Below are 17,223 nucleotides of genomic sequence, written 5' to 3'. Positions count from 1 at the left end.
AACAGATGGCTCATATGAAAACCATGGATGGCAATAACGCGACAACGCATATTGCCTACGCTCTGTCGGAAACGGCGGCGATCTACCCCATCACGCCCTCGTCCGTCATGGGCGAAGTCATGGACCAGATGGCCGCCAAGGGCATGAAGAACCTGTTTGGCCAGAAAGTGATCGTCCGCGAAATGCAGTCCGAAGCAGGGGCCGCCGGCGCTGTGCACGGCATGCTTTCCGCTGGCGCGCTGACCTCGACCTACACGGCTTCTCAGGGCCTGCTGCTCATGATCCCCAACATGTACAAACTCGCCGGCGAACTGCTCCCCGGCGTTTTTCACGTGTCGGCCCGTGCCCTGGCCTCCCACGCCCTGTCCATCTTTGGCGACCATCAGGACGTCATGGCCGCCCGTCAGACGGGCTTCTGCTTCCTTGCCTCCGCTTCCGTGCAGGAATGTATGGACCTGGCCCTGGTGGCCCATTTGTCGGCCATCGACGCGAGCCTGCCCTTCTGCCACTTCTTTGACGGCTTCCGCACCTCCCACGAAGTGCAGAAGATCGAAACCATCGACTACGAAGACATCCGTGGCCTGGTGAACTGGGACAAGGTGGCCGAATTCCGCTCCACCGCCATGAACCCCGAGCATCCCCACATCCGCGGCACCGCCCAGAACCCCGACATTTATTTCCAGAACCGTGAAGCCGCCAACCTCTTCTACGACGCCGTGCCCGGCATCGTCATTGAAAACATGAAGAAGGTTGAATCCATCACGGGCCGCAAATACCGTCTGTTCGACTACGTGGGCCACCCCGAAGCCGACCGCATCATCGTCTCCATGGGTTCGTCCTGTGAAGTGGCGGAAGAAACAGTCAACTACCTGAACAACCAGGGCCAGCGCGTTGGTCTTGTGAAGGTGCGCCTGTTCCGTCCCTTCTCCACCGAGCACCTGCTGCGCGCCCTGCCCGCCACCACCGCCTGCATCACCGTGCTTGACCGCACCAAGGAAAGCGGCGCTCTGGGCGACCCCCTGTACCAGGACATCTGCACCGCCTTCCTCGAAAAGGGCGAAGCCCCCACCATCGTGGGCGGCCGCTACGGCCTGGGTTCCAAGGACTTTACCCCCGGCATGGCCAAGGCCGTGTATGACAACATGCTGGCCCTGCAGCCCAAAAACCACTTCACCGTGGGCATCACCGACGACGTCACCAACCTCTCCCTTGACGTGGACGAGGAAATTGACACCGTGCCCGCCGGTACCGTGCAGTGCAAGTTCTTCGGCCTCGGTGCCGACGGCACCGTGGGCGCCAACAAGCAGGCCATCAAGATCATCGGCGACAACACCGACCTCTACGCCCAGGCCTACTTTGCCTATGACTCCAAGAAGTCCGGCGGCTTCACCGTGTCGCACCTGCGCTTCGGTTCTGCCCCCATCACGTCGTCCTACCTCATCACCAAGGCCGACTACGTTGCCTGTCACAAGGCGGCCTATGTGACCCAGTACGACATTCTTGAAGGCATCAAGGAAGGCGGCACCTTTGTGCTGAACTCCAACTGGTCGCTGGCTGACCTCGAAAAGCACCTGCCCGCCGAGATGAAGCGCACCATCGCCCGCAAGAAGCTCAAGTTCTACAACGTGGACGCCGTGAAGGTGGCCCAGGAAGTGGGCCTTGGCGGCCGCATCAACATGATCATGCAGACCGCCTTCTTCAAGCTGGCCAATGTGCTCGACTTTGAAAAGGCCGTGGCCCTGCTTAAGGAATCCATCAAGAAAACCTACGGCAGCAAGGGCGACAAGATCGTCAACATGAACATCGCCGCCGTGGACAAGGGCATGGACGCCCTGGAAGAAATCAAGTACCCCGCCAGCTGGGCCAACACCACTGAAGGCGCCAGCGTGTGCCACTGCCACGATGATGACTACATCAGCGGTGTGGTGCGTCCCATCCTTGCCCAGCAGGGCGACAAGCTGCCCGTGTCTGCCATGGACCCGGCCGGTTTCATGCCCCTCGGCACCGCCGCCTGCGAAAAGCGCGGCGTGGCCATTGCCATTCCCGAATGGCAGGTCGAAAACTGCATCCAGTGCTGCCAGTGCTCCTTTGTGTGCCCCCACGCGGCCATCCGCCCCGTGCTTGCCACGCCTGAAGAACTGGAAGGCGCTCCGGCCAGCCTTGTGACCAAGGACGCCATGGGCAAGGAACTCAAGGGTATGCAGTTCCGCATTCAGGTCTACCCTGAAGACTGCCTGGGCTGCGGCTCCTGCGCCGACGTGTGCCCCGCCAAGAACAAGGCCCTGGTCATGAAGCCGCTGGAAACCCAGATGGACGACCAGAAGGCCAACCTCGAGTTTGTCGAAGCCCACGTGACCCTCAAGGACAAACTGCTGGCTCGCGACACCGTCAAGGGTTCGCAGCTGCAGCAGCCCCTGCACGAGTTCTCAGGCGCGTGCGCCGGCTGCGGCGAAACCCCCTATGTCAAGGTGCTCACCCAGCTCTTCGGCGAACGCATGATCGTTGCCAACGCCACGGGTTGCTCCTCCATCTGGGGCGCTTCTTCGCCCACCACGCCTTACTGCACCAACAAGGAAGGCTTTGGCCCGGCCTGGGGCAACTCCCTGTTTGAAGACGCCGCCGAATACGGCTGCGGCATGGGCCTTGCCTACGAACAGCGCCGCAACCTGCTGGCCATGAAGATTGAAGAGGCCCTGAAGGAAGAAGGCATCAGCCCCGAGCTTAAAGAAGCCATGGAAGGCTGGCTGGCCAACAAGGACGACGCCGAAGGCTCCCGCAAGTACGGCGACATGGTCATTGCCAACCTTGATTCCTTTGAAAGCCACCTTGCCCACGAAATCTGGCACATGGACGACCTCTTCACCAAGAAGAGCGTGTGGGTCTTCGGCGGCGACGGCTGGGGCTATGACATCGGTTACGGCGGCCTGGACCACGTGCTGGCCACCGGCGACGACATCAACGTCCTGCTGATGGATACCGAAGTGTACTCCAACACCGGCGGTCAGTCCTCCAAGGCCACCCCGCTTGGCGCTGTGGCGCAGTTTGCCGCCGCTGGCAAGCGCACCGGCAAAAAGGACCTTGGCCGCATGGCCATGACCTACGGCTATGTGTACGTGGCTTCCATCTCCATGGGCGCGGACAAGCAGCAGACCCTCAAGGCCTTCCGCGAAGCAGAAGCCTACAAGGGCCCCTCGCTCATCATCGCTTACGCTCCCTGCATCAACCAGGGCCTGCGCAAGGGCATGGGCAAGAGCCAGGAAGAAGCCAAGATGGCCGTGCAGACCGGCTACTGGCCCCTGTACCGCTACAACCCCGAACTGGCCAAGGAAAAGAAAAATCCCTTCCAGCTCGACTGCAAGGCCCCCAGCGCGGACATCCAGGAATTCCTGGGCGGCGAAACCCGCTTTGCCTCTCTGGAAAAGACCGATCCGGAAGCTTCAAAGACGCTGCGCGCGGATCTGGCTGCTGCCTACGCCGAACGCTACGCCATGCTGAAGCAGCTGGCTGATCTGCCCTACCCTGACGCCAGCGAAATCGCCAGCGAAAGCAAGTAGGTATCTGACGAATGACTACCGCGCCCGCCACCAGGCTCCGCTATGGACGTATGGCGGCGGGCGCGGTCATACCATAGAACAATAGGCCGGGGCGCAGGTTATGGCCTGCGCCCTTTTTCGCGTCATCCTGCCAGCCTGCCCGGCACAATCAGGGGAAGCATATGTATAACGGACTCTATATCACAGCCACCGGGCCCATGACGGGCAAGAGCGCCATTGCTCTGGGAGCCATGCAGCTACTCAGCCGCAGCATGCGCAACGTGGCGTTCTTCCGCCCCATCATCAATGAACCGGTGTGGGACGACCGTGACCCGGACATCCATCTGATGCTTGAGTACTTCAAGATCAAGATGGATTACGCCGACACCTTCGCCTACACCCAGCGTGAAGCGCGCCAGATCATCAACCAGGGTTCGCGCAACCTGCTCATCGAGAACATCATTCAGAAGTATAAAAAACTGCTGGAAACCTTTGATTTTGTTCTTTGCGTAGGTACGGACTTTCTGGCCAAGGACCCGGTTTTCGAGTTCGACCTCAATGCCGAAATAGCCGCCAACCTGGGCACGCCCGTCATTCTGGTGACCAGCGGACAAAAAGCCACGGCAGAAGACATCCGCGAGTCTCTCCAGATCACCATAGACAGTCTTGCGCCTTTTTCGCTGGATGTGGTGGCCACCATCATCAATCGCCGCAACCTCACCCAGACCGAGCTTGACGAACTGCGCACCCATTTCAGCACTGACGAGCGCAAGGCCCTTATCTACGCCGTGCCCAATGAGCCCACCATCGGTCAGCCCACCATGGGCGATGTGAGAAAAGGCCTGGACGCTGAAGTGCTGTTTGGCGAAAACCGCCTGGACGCCCTGGTGGACGACTACCTCATCGCGGCCATGCACGTGAACAACGTGCTGCCGTACATCGCCAAGGATCAGCTTATCGTCACCCCCGGCGACCGCGCCGACGTGCTGCTTGCCGCCATTGCCTCGCGCCTCACCTCCTCCACGCCGGACATCGCGGGCGTGCTGCTCACCGGCGGCATCCGCCCGGCCGAGGAAGTCTGCAAATTTATTGAAGGCTGGACGGCCTCTCCCCTGCCCATTCTGCTGACCAAGGGCCACACCTACAATACCATGCTGGCCCTGCAGGAACTCATCGCTCCCATCGAACCCGGCAATGTGCGCAAGATCAACACCGTGCTGGGTCTTTTTGAGCAGCACGTCAATGGCAAGGAAATCGCCAGCCGCATCGTGAGCAAACGCAGCGCGCGCATTACCCCGATGATGTTCGAGTTCGAGCTTATCGAACGCGCCAAGGCCAACAGGATGCGCATCGTCCTGGCCGAGGGCACTGAAGAACGCATCCTCCAGGCCACCGACATCCTGCTGCGCCGCGACGTGGCCCACATCACCCTGCTGGGCGATGTGGACGAAATACGCGCCAAGGCCAAGATTCTGGGTCTGGACATCGACAAGGCCACCCTTGTCGATCCCGTCAAATCCGAAAAATTTGAAGAATACGTCAATACCTACTACGAACTGCGCAAGAAAAAGGGCATCACGCCCGAACAGGCCCGCGACACCATGGCGGACGCCACCTATTACGCCACCATGATGGTCAAGCTCGACGATGCCGACGGCATGGTTTCCGGCGCGGTCAACACCACTGCCCACACCATCCGCCCGGCCTTCGAGTTTGTGAAGACCAAGCCCAACTTCTCCGTTGTGTCCTCGGTTTTTCTCATGTGCCTCAAGGACCGCGTGCTGGTCTTTGGCGACTGCGCCGTCAACCCCAATCCCACGGCGCAACAGCTGGCCGAAATCGCCATTGCCTCGGCCCACACGGCCGCAGTTTTTGGCATTGAGCCCCGCGTGGCCATGCTTTCGTACTCCACCGGCACGTCCGGCAAGGGCGCGGATGTGGACATAGTGGTGGAAGCCACCCGCATAGCCAAGGAAATGGCCCCCGATCTCGCCCTGGAAGGCCCCCTGCAGTACGACGCCGCCATCGACCCCAGCGTGGCCAAGACCAAGATGCCCGACAGCAAGGTGGCCGGCAAGGCGACCGTTTTCATCTTCCCGGATCTCAACACGGGCAACAATACCTACAAGGCCGTGCAGCGCGCGGCTGGCGCGGTGGCCATCGGCCCCGTGCTTCAGGGCCTCAACAAGCCTGTGAATGACCTGTCGCGCGGTTGCACCGTGCCCGACATTGTAAATACTGTGGCCATAACGGCTGTTCAGGCCTCCGCCGAAAAAAAGGCGACGGGCCAGTAGCCGCCAACCGTGTTACTGCCAGGGGGGCGGGCCGTCCGCCCCCTGGCGCTGCCAACAAGAAAAGGAAGACACATGAAAATTCTGGTCATCAATGCGGGCTCCTCGTCCTGCAAGTACCAACTGCTGGAAATGGATACCCACGCCGTCCTCTGCTCCGGCCTTGCCGAACGCATCGGACAGGATGAAGGCCGCCTGACCCACAAGATCGCCCCTGACACGGACAAGGAAGAAAAGATCGTCCGCACGGCGCATTTTCCCACCCACGTGCAGGCTATGGAACTGGTCATCTCCCTCCTTACCGACGCTGAAAAAGGCGTTATCAAGGACAAGAGCGAAATCGCCGGTATCGGCCACCGTGTGCTGCACGGCGGCGAAGCCGTCAGCGACCCCGTGCTTGTGGACGAACGCGTGAAAGAAATCGTGCGCGAATGCTCGGTGCTTGGCCCCCTGCACAACCCCGCCAACCTCATGGGCATCGAAGTTGCTGAAAAGCTCTTTCCCGGCGTGCCCAATGTGGGCGTGTTCGACACCGAATTCGGCATGGGCATGCCCAAGGAAGCCTTCATGTACGCTCTGCCCTACGAGCTGTATGAAGACCTGCGCATCCGCCGTTACGGCTTCCACGGCACGTCGCACAAGTACATCGCTGGCGCGACTGCCAAGTATCTTGGCAAGCCCCTCAACGAACTGCGCTCCATCACCATGCACCTTGGCAACGGTTCGTCCATGAGCTGCGTGAAAAACGGCAAGTGCTTCGACACCAGCATGGGTCTTACCCCTCTGGAAGGCCTCATCATGGGCACGCGCTGCGGCAGCATTGACCCCGCCATCGTGCCTTTTGTGATGGAAAAGAAAGGCCTTACCTCAGAGCAGATGGACACGCTCATGAACAAGAAGTCCGGCCTGCTGGGCCTGTGCGGCTTCACCGACATGCGCGACGTGCACGCCGAAGTGGAAAAAGGCAATGAGCGCGCCGCCCTGGCCCTTCATATGCTGACGCGCAGCATCAAGAAGATCCTTGGTTCCTACTACTTCCTGCTCGACGGCAACGTCGACGCCCTGGTCTTCACCGCCGGCATCGGCGAAAATGACGACATCGTGCGCGCCGAAGTGTGCGCCGGCCTCGAACACATGGGCATCAAGATCGACGCCAAGGAAAACGGCACCCGCAAACCCGGCGCGCGCACCATCTCCACGCCGGACAGCACCGTGCCCGTGCTCATCATTCCCACCAACGAAGAACTGCAAATCGCCATGGCCACTGTGGAAGTGCTGGGAAAATAATCCCCGACATCCGCAGCGTCCCGCACGCCGGAGCAGACACCTGAAGCGCTCCGGTCGCCATATATTGAAGGCCGCCCTGAAAAGGGCGGCCTTTTTTTGCCGCATGCGCCGCAGGGGTGGGTTGCGCCGCCAAGGGTGGGATGCGCCGCCAGGGGTGGGATTCGCCGCCAGGGGCGGGCCGCGCCGCATTTGTTCGACATGGAGCGGTTCACTCCCCGATACCGCGCAGAAGGCAACGACGCGCAGCGCATTTACCTCTTTTTAACGCTACCATACTGATAACATAATAAAAGTTTTAGGGGGTGGGGGCGTGGGGGAGGAGACCCTTTTTCAAAAGGGTCCCTCCCCCACAAACATTCCCTCCACAAAGCATCCTCTCCCACAAACATCTTCACACAAAGCATCCCTAAAAAATATCTGCCATCAAGTTTTCTGGACAGCGCCGCCACAAGCGCATATCTACAGACCAAATCAACGCACCCCAAATGCGCTCACCATGCAGGCATCAGCCCGCGCCGGGAGAACCAGAGATGAGACGATTGCACAGGGACTTTTCCACCACTGCCGCCGTGGCAGGCATGCTGGCGGTTATCGTGTCCTACGCGGGTTCGGCCGTGCTTATTTTTCAGGCAGCCCGACTGGCGGGACTTTCTGACGAACTGACCACATCGTGGATATGGGCCGTGTCCATCGGCAGCGGTCTTACAGGCCTGCTGCTCAGCTGGAGGATGCGCATGCCCATCATCACGGCGTGGTCGACTCCGGGCGCGGCCCTGCTCATCACCATGCTGCCGGGCGTTCCCTTTGCGCAGGCCGTGGGCGCGTACATCGCCAGCGCGGTCATCATCACCGTCATCGGACTTACGGGCTCCCTGGACGTCATCATGCGGCGCATACCCATTGCCGTCAGTTCGGGCATGTTTGCCGGAATCCTGTTCAGCTTCGGGGCAAAGGTCTTTACGTCGGTCGCGGCTTCGCCGCTGCTTGGCCTGTCCATGCTGTTCTGTTTCATGCTGTTCCGCAGGATATGCCCCCGGTACGCCATTGCCGCGGTTCTGGTGTGCGGCACGGTCATTGCGGCCCTGACGGGGATGCTGCACGTGGACACGGTGCACTTTGCCCTGGCAAGGCCGGTGTTCACCGCGCCGGAATGGTCAACCGCCGTCATCGTCAGTATCGGGCTGCCGCTGGCACTGGTGACGCTGACAGGCCAGTATATCTCTGGTATGGCCGTGCTGCATGCCTCGGGCTACCCGGTGGTGTCCAACGGCATCATGACAGTGACGGGCATTACGTCCCTGCTGCTGGCCCCCTTTGGCTCCCACGCCATCAACCTTTCATCCCTTACCGCCGCCATCTGCACGGGGAAAGAGTCGCATGAAGACCCCGCACGCCGCTACATTGCGGGCATGGTCTGCGGCGGCCTCTACATACTTGTGGGTTTGTCCGGCACGGCGCTGACGTCGCTTTTCGCGGCGCTGCCCAGCGTGTTTATTGCCGTTCTGGCTGGCCTTGCCCTCATGAGCGCTTTTGCCACGGGACTTTACGGCGTTTTCAAGGACAGCGACAATATGGACGCAGGCGTCATCGCCTTTCTGGCGACGGCGTCCGGCATGGAGTTTCTCGGCCTGGGCGCGCCCTTCTGGGGGCTTGCCTTCGGCACCCTCGCCTATGTTGTCCTGAAAAAATAAAGGCCGCATAACGCGGCCTTTGGTAATCTCACGGACTCTGGGTTCGTTCAGAAGTTGTCTGGCAGTGGTCTCCATTGTGGTTGGACTTTCGCCAGACTGGCTTTGTCGCCAGGCGGGTCTTTTGCCCGCATTTTTCACATTGTGACGGGCAATTCAGGCTATTTTTCCACCGGAAACCACAGCGGGTTAAGAAAGCGCAGATGGCAGGTCTCGCCCTCTTGCGGCCCGCTGACATAACGCCCCTTCTGCACGCGCACCTCCTGATCGCCAACCAGAATCTGATAGTCGGTAACTTCACCCAGAAAGGTGCGCCGCATCACTGTTCCCGGAATCCCGCCATGGTCGACAAAGTCTATTTCATTGGGGCGGCTGGCTACTGTGCCGACTCCTGCACTGATGATTTCGCCCGAAGGCGCGCGTCCTTCCACAAAGGGAACAGAAACGCCGTCCAGCGTCATGGCGTTTTCAGTCACATTCATGTTGGTGAAATTTGAAAGACCAATAAAGCTGAACACAAAACGGTTTGCCGGTTTCGTATACACTTCAAGCGGCGAGGCTATCTGCTGCACCACGCCGTTTTTCATAATCAGGATGCGGTCTGAAAGGGCCATGGCTTCGGATTGGTCATGCGTCACATACATGATGGAAAAGCCATAGATTTTCTGCAACTCCTTGATTTCAAAACGCATTTCTTCGCGCAGATGGGGGTCAAGGCTTGAGAGTGGCTCGTCCAGCAGCATCACCGAAGGGTTGATGGCCAAGGCCCGCGCCAGGGCAACACGCTGCTTGCCTCCGCCAGAAAGATCTGCAGGGCTTTTGGAGGCAACGTCAAGCAGACTTGTATGCTCCAGGGCCTGCGTGGTTCGCCTGGCAATCTCGCTCGCATTGATCTTTTTGAGGCGCAGGGGAAAAGCCACGTTTTCAAACACGCTCATATGCGGCCATACGGCAAACGCCTGAAAAACCATCCCAAAATTACGCTTTTCGGGCGGGAGGTAATATTTTTTTCCGCTTGAGGACAAAAGCACGTCGTTGACGCTGATCTCGCCTTCATCAAGGTCTTCAAAGCCTGCAACCATGCGCAGTGTGGTTGTTTTTCCGCAGCCCGAAGGCCCAAGCATGGAAAAGCACTCGCCATCGCTAATCTTGAAATTGAGGGATGAAACAGCTTTAACCTTGCCAAAATACTTGGTTACGTTTGTAAGAGTTACTGACATGATCAGGCCTGCTTGGTTTTGGCAAAGTGGTTGATAATCGTTTGCCCGGTCACAATCAAAATCAGGGCGATGCCAGCCAGCGCCGCAGAAGTGACGGTTTCGCCATCTTCGTTGAGCGTGTAGATGGCCACGCCGATGGTTCTGCTGGTTGTGCCGTACAGCATGACGGAAACCGTCAGTTCGCGCAGGGCAGGCAAAAAGATAAGAAAGAACGCAGCGACCATGCCGGGGCGAACCAGAGGCAGCACAATATCACGCAATGCCTGCCACATGGATGCGCCACAAGCCCGCGCCGCCTCTACCAGAGAGTCATGCACCTGCTCCAGGGCAGCGGAGTTTGCCTTGAGCGAGAAGGCCATATACCTGGCGATGTAGGCAATAAGGATAATCCAGATGGTATTGTAAAGGTTGATGCCAAAGCGCCCGCTCCAGGCCAGGATAACGCCAAGCGCAATAACCGAGCCTGGCACCGAAAAGGGCAGCATCCCGAGGAATTCCAGAATCCCCTTGCCGCGCACCTTCATCTTGACGATGACATACGAAATCATCACGCCAGAAAACATGGTTATGGTCGCCGCGCCAAGGCCAAGACCAATGCTGTTTTTAATGGCCTGCTGCGTCTGATCCCACTCAAAAAGCACATATTTATAGTTTTCCAGCGACAGGTTCTCCCATGTAATGGGAATTCCGTAGGTCTTAAGCCCGCCAACAAGAAAGATGGTCACGGTGGGCAGCACGATGGTCAGCCCGATATAGAGCAGACAAAAAATAAACAGCGGCGTGCGCAGACCACGCAACTTAAGCTCCATAGGGCGAAAGCTTTTGCCCGCTATGATCTGGTATTTTCCTGATCCAAGAATTTTTCTCTGCAACCAGATAATGATCGCCGCCGTGACAACAAGAACCGATGCCAGCACTGTTCCTGTGCGGATGGAATCAAAACTGCCCGCGCTCTGATGAATGCGTTCGTAGATCAGCGTCGGGATGTTGTAGATGCCCACTTCAATTCCAAGAACAGCCACTGTGCCAAAGTGCGCCATGGAATACAGCATGATCAGCAACGCGCCGGAAAGGATGCTGGGCATCACCAGGGGCAGCGTTATTTTGCGGGTAATGGTAAAGAGGCCAGCACCGGAAATCCGTGCAGATTCTTCCAGCGTGGGGTCCATACGCTCCAGCGCGCCACAAACCTGAATAAAGACAAAGGGGAAAAGATACATGGTTTCAATGGAGATAATGCCGCCAAAAGAAAAGATATTGAACAAGGCATCTTCTGCACCGGTGACGTCGCGCCACAATCGGTTGATGTAGCCAGCCCGGGGCGAAAGCAGCATCTTCCAGGCAAGAGCGCCGATAAATGAGGGCAGCATAAAGGGTACAAGAAACATGCCCTTCATAAAGCCTTTATAGGGGATGTCCGTTCGCGTTACGAGCCAGGCAAAAAATGTGCCCACTGCCGTGGCGCACAGGGTCACCCCGCTGGCAATGAACAGCGAGTTCAGCAGCGCCTGATAGGTTTCCCCTTCGCCCAGCGTTTTGACCAGGTCAGCCAGGTTAAACTGGCCATCAACAAAAAAGGCGTTGAAAAAAATGAGTGCTACCGGCACCACAACCACAATCAGGAGGATGGCAATAGACAAAAGCAGAATGATTTCTGCCACGCCGAATGTGCGCTTTTGTTTGACTGCTTGCATAGTTTTATCCGATTTGATGCGCAGCATGCCCGGAAAGTTTACACCGTAACTACCGGGAATTGTAACCAGGCAGGGCTGACGCCTTTACATTGGGATACGGAAAAAGCAAAGGCGGATGCGCTAGTTGAACCAGTGGAAATTCCGCAGGGTAAAAACGCACTCCTCGCCCTCTTTGAGCAACAGATCATTGGCCAGGGCTTCATGTGTGTCCACTGCCGTGCGCACGTGCTGGCCATCCACCTCAAGCTGATAGTCTGTGATGGCTCCAAGAAAACTGGCGCGATGCACGACGGCCCTGATGCCCTCGCCACTGCGGCGCAACACCACGTCAGACGGGCGAAAGCCAATACGGCCATTGCCGGAATGACCGCCCCCCAAAGCCATCGGAAAACTGTACTCGCCAAAGCGCGCCATTCCGTTTTCTGCCTGAACGTGCAAAAAGTTGCTCATGCCAAGAAATGAGAACACGAATTCGTCGGCTGGTTCGGAAAAAAGCTGTGTGGGCGTTCCAATCTGCCGTATGGCGCCGAGTTCATCCATAACAGCCATCCGGTCTGAAATGGCGAGGGCAATCTCCTGATCGTGCGTCACATAAAGGATGGTAACGCCAAGATTTTTTTGCAGCCGCTTGATTTCAAAACGCATTTCTTCGCGCAGATTGGCATCGAGGTTGTTGAGCGGCTCATCCAGAAGCAGCAGGGTCGGTTCTGCTACAAGGGCGCGCGCCAAAGCCACCCGCTGCTGCTGACCGCCGGACAGTTGTGAAGGCAGGCGGTCTTCCATGCCGGAAAGATTGACGTCATCAATGCTTTTTTGCACCAGCCTGGCAGCTTCTGCGGGATTACACTTCGCAATCTTGAGAGGATACCCGACATTCTGGCGTACCGTCATGTGCGGCCACACGGCATAGTCCTGAAAAACAACCCCAAGACCGCGCTGCTCCGGCGGCAAAGAATCGCCAGTGCCGGCATCGGCGACAACGTCGGAGCCGATGGACATGCTGCCCTGATCAAGCGACTCAAACCCGGCGATAATGCGCAGAAGCACCGTTTTGCCGCACCCGGAAGGGCCAATGAGCGTGAAACACTCCCCATCCTTCACGGTAAGCGAAAGGTTTTGCAAGACCGCATGCTCGCCATATGATTTGGCAATATTATTGAGAACTATTTCTGCCATACTGATCCCTGCTTGTGTCCACGCTTTGAAAAAAGCTGAACGCGATCACTTTTGAAGAAAAAACAGACGCGGGCCGCGCCGACGCTGCATCTGCAACGCCGACGCGGCATACAACGCCTGCATTTGGCGGTGTTGGCGCTATTTGGACATCATTATATCAGTAAATTTTTTGATGCTGGCTTCTTTTTCAGTCAGCACTTTCTGGTAGTCAATCTTGATTCCACGCGCAAAGGCTTCTTCACTGGTGGGAAGGTTATATTCCTTGGGCGGGGTGATGCCCTTGCGAACGGGCAATGTGCCCTGCTCCGCCAAAATCTTCTGCCCTTCCTCGGAGAGAAGGTAGTCCACAAACTTCTTGGCGGCATCAAGGTTGGGAGTCCCCTTAAAGATGGCTACGGGGCTGGGAATTACCAGCATTTCAGGGGGGTACGCCAGGGCAAGGCTTGCGCCTTTTTTGATTTTATCATTGACGATGTAATCGACGCCTATGCAGGCAAGAAGGTCGCCCGAAGCGGTATCGTCCACAACCTGTCCGGAACCTTTGCCTATACGGCCGCCATTTTTGCTGATTTTTTCAATATACTCCCAACCGAACTTGTCCACGAGCAGCTGAATGCTCATGTAGGCTGTGCCGGAGAGGGCGGGATTGGCAATGCCAAAGGCTTTTTTGTATTCGGGCTTGGTAACGTCGCTCCACTGTGTCGGGGCCTGTTTCACATAGCGGGTATTGTAGGCGATACCAAGGGTTCCAAGCCTGACGGCAGTAAAGGTGCCGTCGTAGTCGGAAAAGGGATTGATGATGTATTTCAGTTCAGGGGATTCGTATTTTTCTAAAATCCCTTCAGCACGCATGTTGAAAAAGTCCGGTACTTCGCTTGTCCAGATAACGTCAGCCATAATCTTGCCAGACTGACGCTCTGTGGCCACCTTGGCCATAAGTTTGCCAGCGCCCGCAGACTGGTAGTCCATGGCTATGTCAGGGTGTTTTTTTGTGAATCCTTCCTTGAGAGCACCAATGATGGATTCCTTCATTGAGGTATAGACAATAAGTTTTTCAGCCGCCATTGCGGAAAACGCCGAAGCAACCAACATAGTTGCCGCAAGAAGAAGGATACTGCATTTTTTCATCAGATGTTCACTCCGATTGAGGATGTGCAAAAACGTTATCCCTAGCCCGTTTTTTATCATTTTTTTTTAAAACTCTATAATGACAAACGCCCAAGCAACCATTCTCCAGGCTGATATTATGTTCAGCGAATGACATGAACCCTGCGGATTCTCACAGAAGCATAGCTAACGCCTTAAATAGTTGATTATATTGAAGTAGAAGTGATACCGGCAGGCGTTCAGCGAAAAAATCACGTAGTAAAATGTATTCTTTATCGATTTACATTATTAACTAGCTAAAACAAAAAAGTAAGTTCATCAAGTGCCAATAAATAACGCGACCGCCACGCGCAATTGAGCAGCATCGTGCGCATGTTAGAGCGAATTTGCTATGAGACAAACAGGGATGATTTCGATTTGATCTGACAGGCAGCCTTGAAAGAAGCGGGGAAACGCCAAGTTGACGGCAAGGGAATGTCGCCCGCAAGCCGCACGCCTTGCCCACGAAAATTCCCACAAAAATATTTATTCAAGCGTCATCAAGCGCGCGCCGGATTGCGGGTTATGTATTGCGCCGCCAAAGTCGGCAGCATCTTCATGAATTGCAGTGGGCCATGCGTTTCACGACAAACGCTTTACCAAGAGTCGACAGCGCAGGCCGCCGGGGTGGAACGGCGAAGCCTGCCTACTGCCTGCAGGCAGTAGGCAGGATGCCACAGGCCTGGTGCAGCAGGCCGGAAGACGCAACGGTCGCGCGGCTGCCAGCCTGCCTGATGCCAGTCTGCCTGATGCCAGTCTGCTGGATGCCAACAGACCAGAAGAAACAGCGATCGCACTGCTGCCGCCCAGTTTACTCCGGCAGCAGTTTTTCCTCCAGGGTGGCGTCCACGGGCACCTCGCGCGAGGCCAGCACCTTGTCTATGCGCACCGTGCCCGCAGGGGCATTGCGCATGGGCTTGACGTGGCGCACCTCGGCATACTGGATGCGGGCGCGGGCCGCGTCCTTTTGCCAGCTTTTGCTGGCCGCCAGGGAACCGGCTTCGTCCAGCGTACTGACAGGCACGTCCTGCCCGCCGTGGGTGCGCCGTATGATGACGTGCGACCCCGGCCCGTTTTCGGCATGCAGCCAGATATCGTGGGGGGCCGCCAGTTTGCGGGCCGCAAGGTTGCCCTTGGCGTCACGCCCGCGCAGCAGGGCAAAGCCGTCCGAACTGATGAAAAGCTGGACATTTTTCGGCAGAGCCGTGGGTATGCCCGCAGCAGCGCCAGTGAGGGTTCCGGCCCCGCCGGTCTTACCCGAGAGTGTCTGGCCGCTGCCCGGCTTGCCAGAGATTGTTTGGCCAGAGATTGGTTGGCCAGAGCGGGTCTGGCCGCCGCCTGTCTGGGTACAGCCTGCTTGGCCGCCGCCTGCGCCCAGCAGGCTGTCGCGCCGTGCGCGGGCTATGGCAGTCATTTCCTGCTCCAGCGCTCCACGGCGCTGCGCCAGATGCTCCAGACCGCGCCAGCCGCGCCGGGCCGTATGAAAGAGCCGCGCCATTTCCTCGCGCACGTTGCGCCGTGGGTCCAGGCGTATCTCGCGGGCAGGGCCGTGCGCGCCAGCAGCCACCGTAACGCTGAGCGCCCGGTATTCCGCAGGCCATTGCCACAGGTTTTCCTGAAGCGCCAGCGCATCGGCCTGCGCCTCGGTCATGGCCGTGAGGCGGCGCTCTTCTTCACGCAACTTGTCCAACAGCTTTGTGAGCTTGCGCCCGCGTCTGTCCAGGGGCAGGGCCGCCTCCTTTGCCTGTTCACCGGCAAGCCGGGCCAGCACCATGTCCTGCCCGGCTTTTTCCGTGAGGCCCAGCACATCCGCGCTGCACTCTTCACGCAGCACAAGGCCGGACGCCCGCTCATCCTCTGTGAGCAGGGCCGCGCACTGCTGCGGCGGCAAGGGCCATGCGCTGACGGCCCGAATGGAACGGATGGAGCGGGGGGAGCGACCGGGGAAAAGCCCGGAATCGGCCGGGGCCGCCGTAGTGGCGGAAGTGAAAGCCAGGGAAGAGTCGGAACTGCCGGAACTGGTGGGACTGGCGCAATTGGCGGGGGCCGCCGCATCCCCGGCAGGGGCCAGGCCGCCCGGAAACTGCCCGTCCGTGAACTGGTCGTCCGGAAACTGCCCGTCCGTGAACTGGCCGCCTGCGCCATCCACCGAGATCTTTGCCGCTTCCGGCAATGCCGGGCCGTAGCAGAACACGTCGCCGCCGCCAGCCCGCAAATCTTCCATCAGGGCCCATTGCTCCGGCTCTTCCAGGCAGGTCAGGGTGCGCCGCAGGGCCGGAGTGAGCACGGGCCACGCGCGCCAGTCTTGCAGGGCCTGGGCCAGAGTGTCCGGGCCGGGCCAGTCGGGGGCTTCCTCTTCCGGCGCTTCGCCCTCTGTCAGAAAATGCAGGGACGGCCCTTCCCGCAAGTCCAGCAAAAGCCAGGCGAGCCGGGGCGCGTCAGCATCAGAACCTTTGCCGCCCTGATCCGCCATGAGCCCGCTGTCGCCCCCGGCCAGCAGCAGCCAGAGCTGGCGATCGCAAAACCTCACCACGCAGGACGCGATGCGGCGGCCGGACGCATATTTGCGCAGGCGCATGATCTGGGCCGAAGGCGCTTTGCCCGCCGTGATGCGGCTGGCGCTCAAAAAGCAGAAGGGTTCCTTGCGGGCGTGCCGCAGGCACAGCTGGCGCTTGCGGCCGCCGCCATACCAGGTGAGCACCAGAAGCCCGGGGGCTGGTTCCTGCAATTTTTCAATGCGCGCCCCGGCAAGCTGGGGCGTCAGGTCTTCACAAAGGCGGCGGAAAAGGTGTGCGTCCATAGGTATGAAAAAACCCGCCTGAGGGCGGGAAAGCTTATGCCTTCAGTGCTGAAGACCAATTTGCGCGCATCCCGTCGCCGGGGCGCGGTGCAAGAGCGGGGCGTCAAGAACAGCGCAGTGCCCCATAATAAGCCCGGGCCGCGCCCTCATAACAGACGCGGCCCTCCGGGCGAAAACGGCATGGCGGAATCAGGGAGGCGCAAAAATCGCCCCTGCTTCTGTGACCGTACATGTAAAACCGGTTTTTCCAAACGTGCAGCCGCGCGCACCGCCAGGTTTTTTTGAAGAACCCCGGCGGTCGTTCCAAAGGTCATCCGGGAATCCCGGCAGGATCTCTGGCCCCGGCTACCCCGGCAGAACCACGGCCCCGGCTGTGACGCCGGGTGGG

9 protein-coding genes are annotated in these 17,223 nt (G+C 58.6%); 4 read left to right on the top strand and 5 right to left on the bottom strand.

The window, feature by feature from the left end:
* Positions 1 to 5 precede the first annotated feature (5 nt).
* The 4 genes from nifJ to RBR41_RS07125 all read left to right on the top strand — a co-directional run bounded on the left by nifJ (position 6) and on the right by RBR41_RS07125 (position 8,802).
* Positions 6 to 3,554: a pyruvate:ferredoxin (flavodoxin) oxidoreductase gene (gene nifJ, locus RBR41_RS07140; RefSeq protein ID WP_320351895.1), complete on the top strand. Its 3,549-nt coding sequence runs from the start codon at positions 6 to 8 to the stop codon at positions 3,552 to 3,554.
* A gap of 161 nt (positions 3,555 to 3,715) precedes the next feature.
* Positions 3,716 to 5,827: a phosphate acetyltransferase gene (gene pta / locus RBR41_RS07135; RefSeq protein WP_320351894.1), complete on the top strand. Its 2,112-nt coding sequence runs from the start codon at positions 3,716 to 3,718 to the stop codon at positions 5,825 to 5,827.
* Between the two features lie 72 nt (positions 5,828 to 5,899).
* The gene (locus tag RBR41_RS07130; RefSeq protein ID WP_320351893.1) at positions 5,900 to 7,111 is read left to right on the top strand and encodes an acetate kinase; all 1,212 of its coding nucleotides are present in this window, start codon (positions 5,900 to 5,902) and stop codon (positions 7,109 to 7,111) included.
* Positions 7,112 to 7,641: 530 nt separating this feature from the next.
* Positions 7,642 to 8,802: a benzoate/H(+) symporter BenE family transporter gene (locus RBR41_RS07125; protein ID WP_320351892.1), complete on the top strand. Its 1,161-nt coding sequence runs from the start codon at positions 7,642 to 7,644 to the stop codon at positions 8,800 to 8,802.
* Between the two features lie 158 nt (positions 8,803 to 8,960).
* On the opposite strand, the gene RBR41_RS07120 is transcribed toward RBR41_RS07125, so the two are convergent.
* The 5 genes from RBR41_RS07120 to RBR41_RS07100 form a co-directional block, all read right to left on the bottom strand.
* Positions 8,961 to 10,019: an ABC transporter ATP-binding protein gene (locus RBR41_RS07120; RefSeq protein WP_320351891.1), complete on the bottom strand. Its 1,059-nt coding sequence runs from the start codon at positions 10,017 to 10,019 to the stop codon at positions 8,961 to 8,963.
* A gap of 2 nt (positions 10,020 to 10,021) precedes the next feature.
* Entirely contained in the window at positions 10,022 to 11,713 is a 1,692-nt protein-coding gene (locus RBR41_RS07115) for an iron ABC transporter permease (RefSeq protein WP_320351890.1), read from the bottom strand.
* Positions 11,714 to 11,833: 120 nt separating this feature from the next.
* Positions 11,834 to 12,889, bottom strand: coding sequence for an ABC transporter ATP-binding protein (locus RBR41_RS07110; protein ID WP_320351889.1), 1,056 nt, complete (start codon positions 12,887 to 12,889; stop codon positions 11,834 to 11,836).
* Positions 12,890 to 13,027: 138 nt separating this feature from the next.
* On the bottom strand, positions 13,028 to 14,017 hold the full coding sequence (locus tag RBR41_RS07105) for an ABC transporter substrate-binding protein (RefSeq protein WP_320351888.1): 990 nt from the start codon (positions 14,015 to 14,017) through the stop codon (positions 13,028 to 13,030).
* Between the two features lie 829 nt (positions 14,018 to 14,846).
* Positions 14,847 to 16,835, bottom strand: coding sequence for an NFACT RNA binding domain-containing protein (locus RBR41_RS07100; protein ID WP_320351887.1), 1,989 nt, complete (start codon positions 16,833 to 16,835; stop codon positions 14,847 to 14,849).
* Positions 16,836 to 17,223 lie beyond the last annotated feature (388 nt).

The organism is Desulfovibrio sp., assembly GCF_034006445.1.
Taxonomy (GTDB): Bacteria; Desulfobacterota; Desulfovibrionia; order Desulfovibrionales; family Desulfovibrionaceae; genus Desulfovibrio.
Note: the sequence above shows the minus strand (reverse complement) of the source record. Positions and strands in the feature narration are given on the sequence as shown.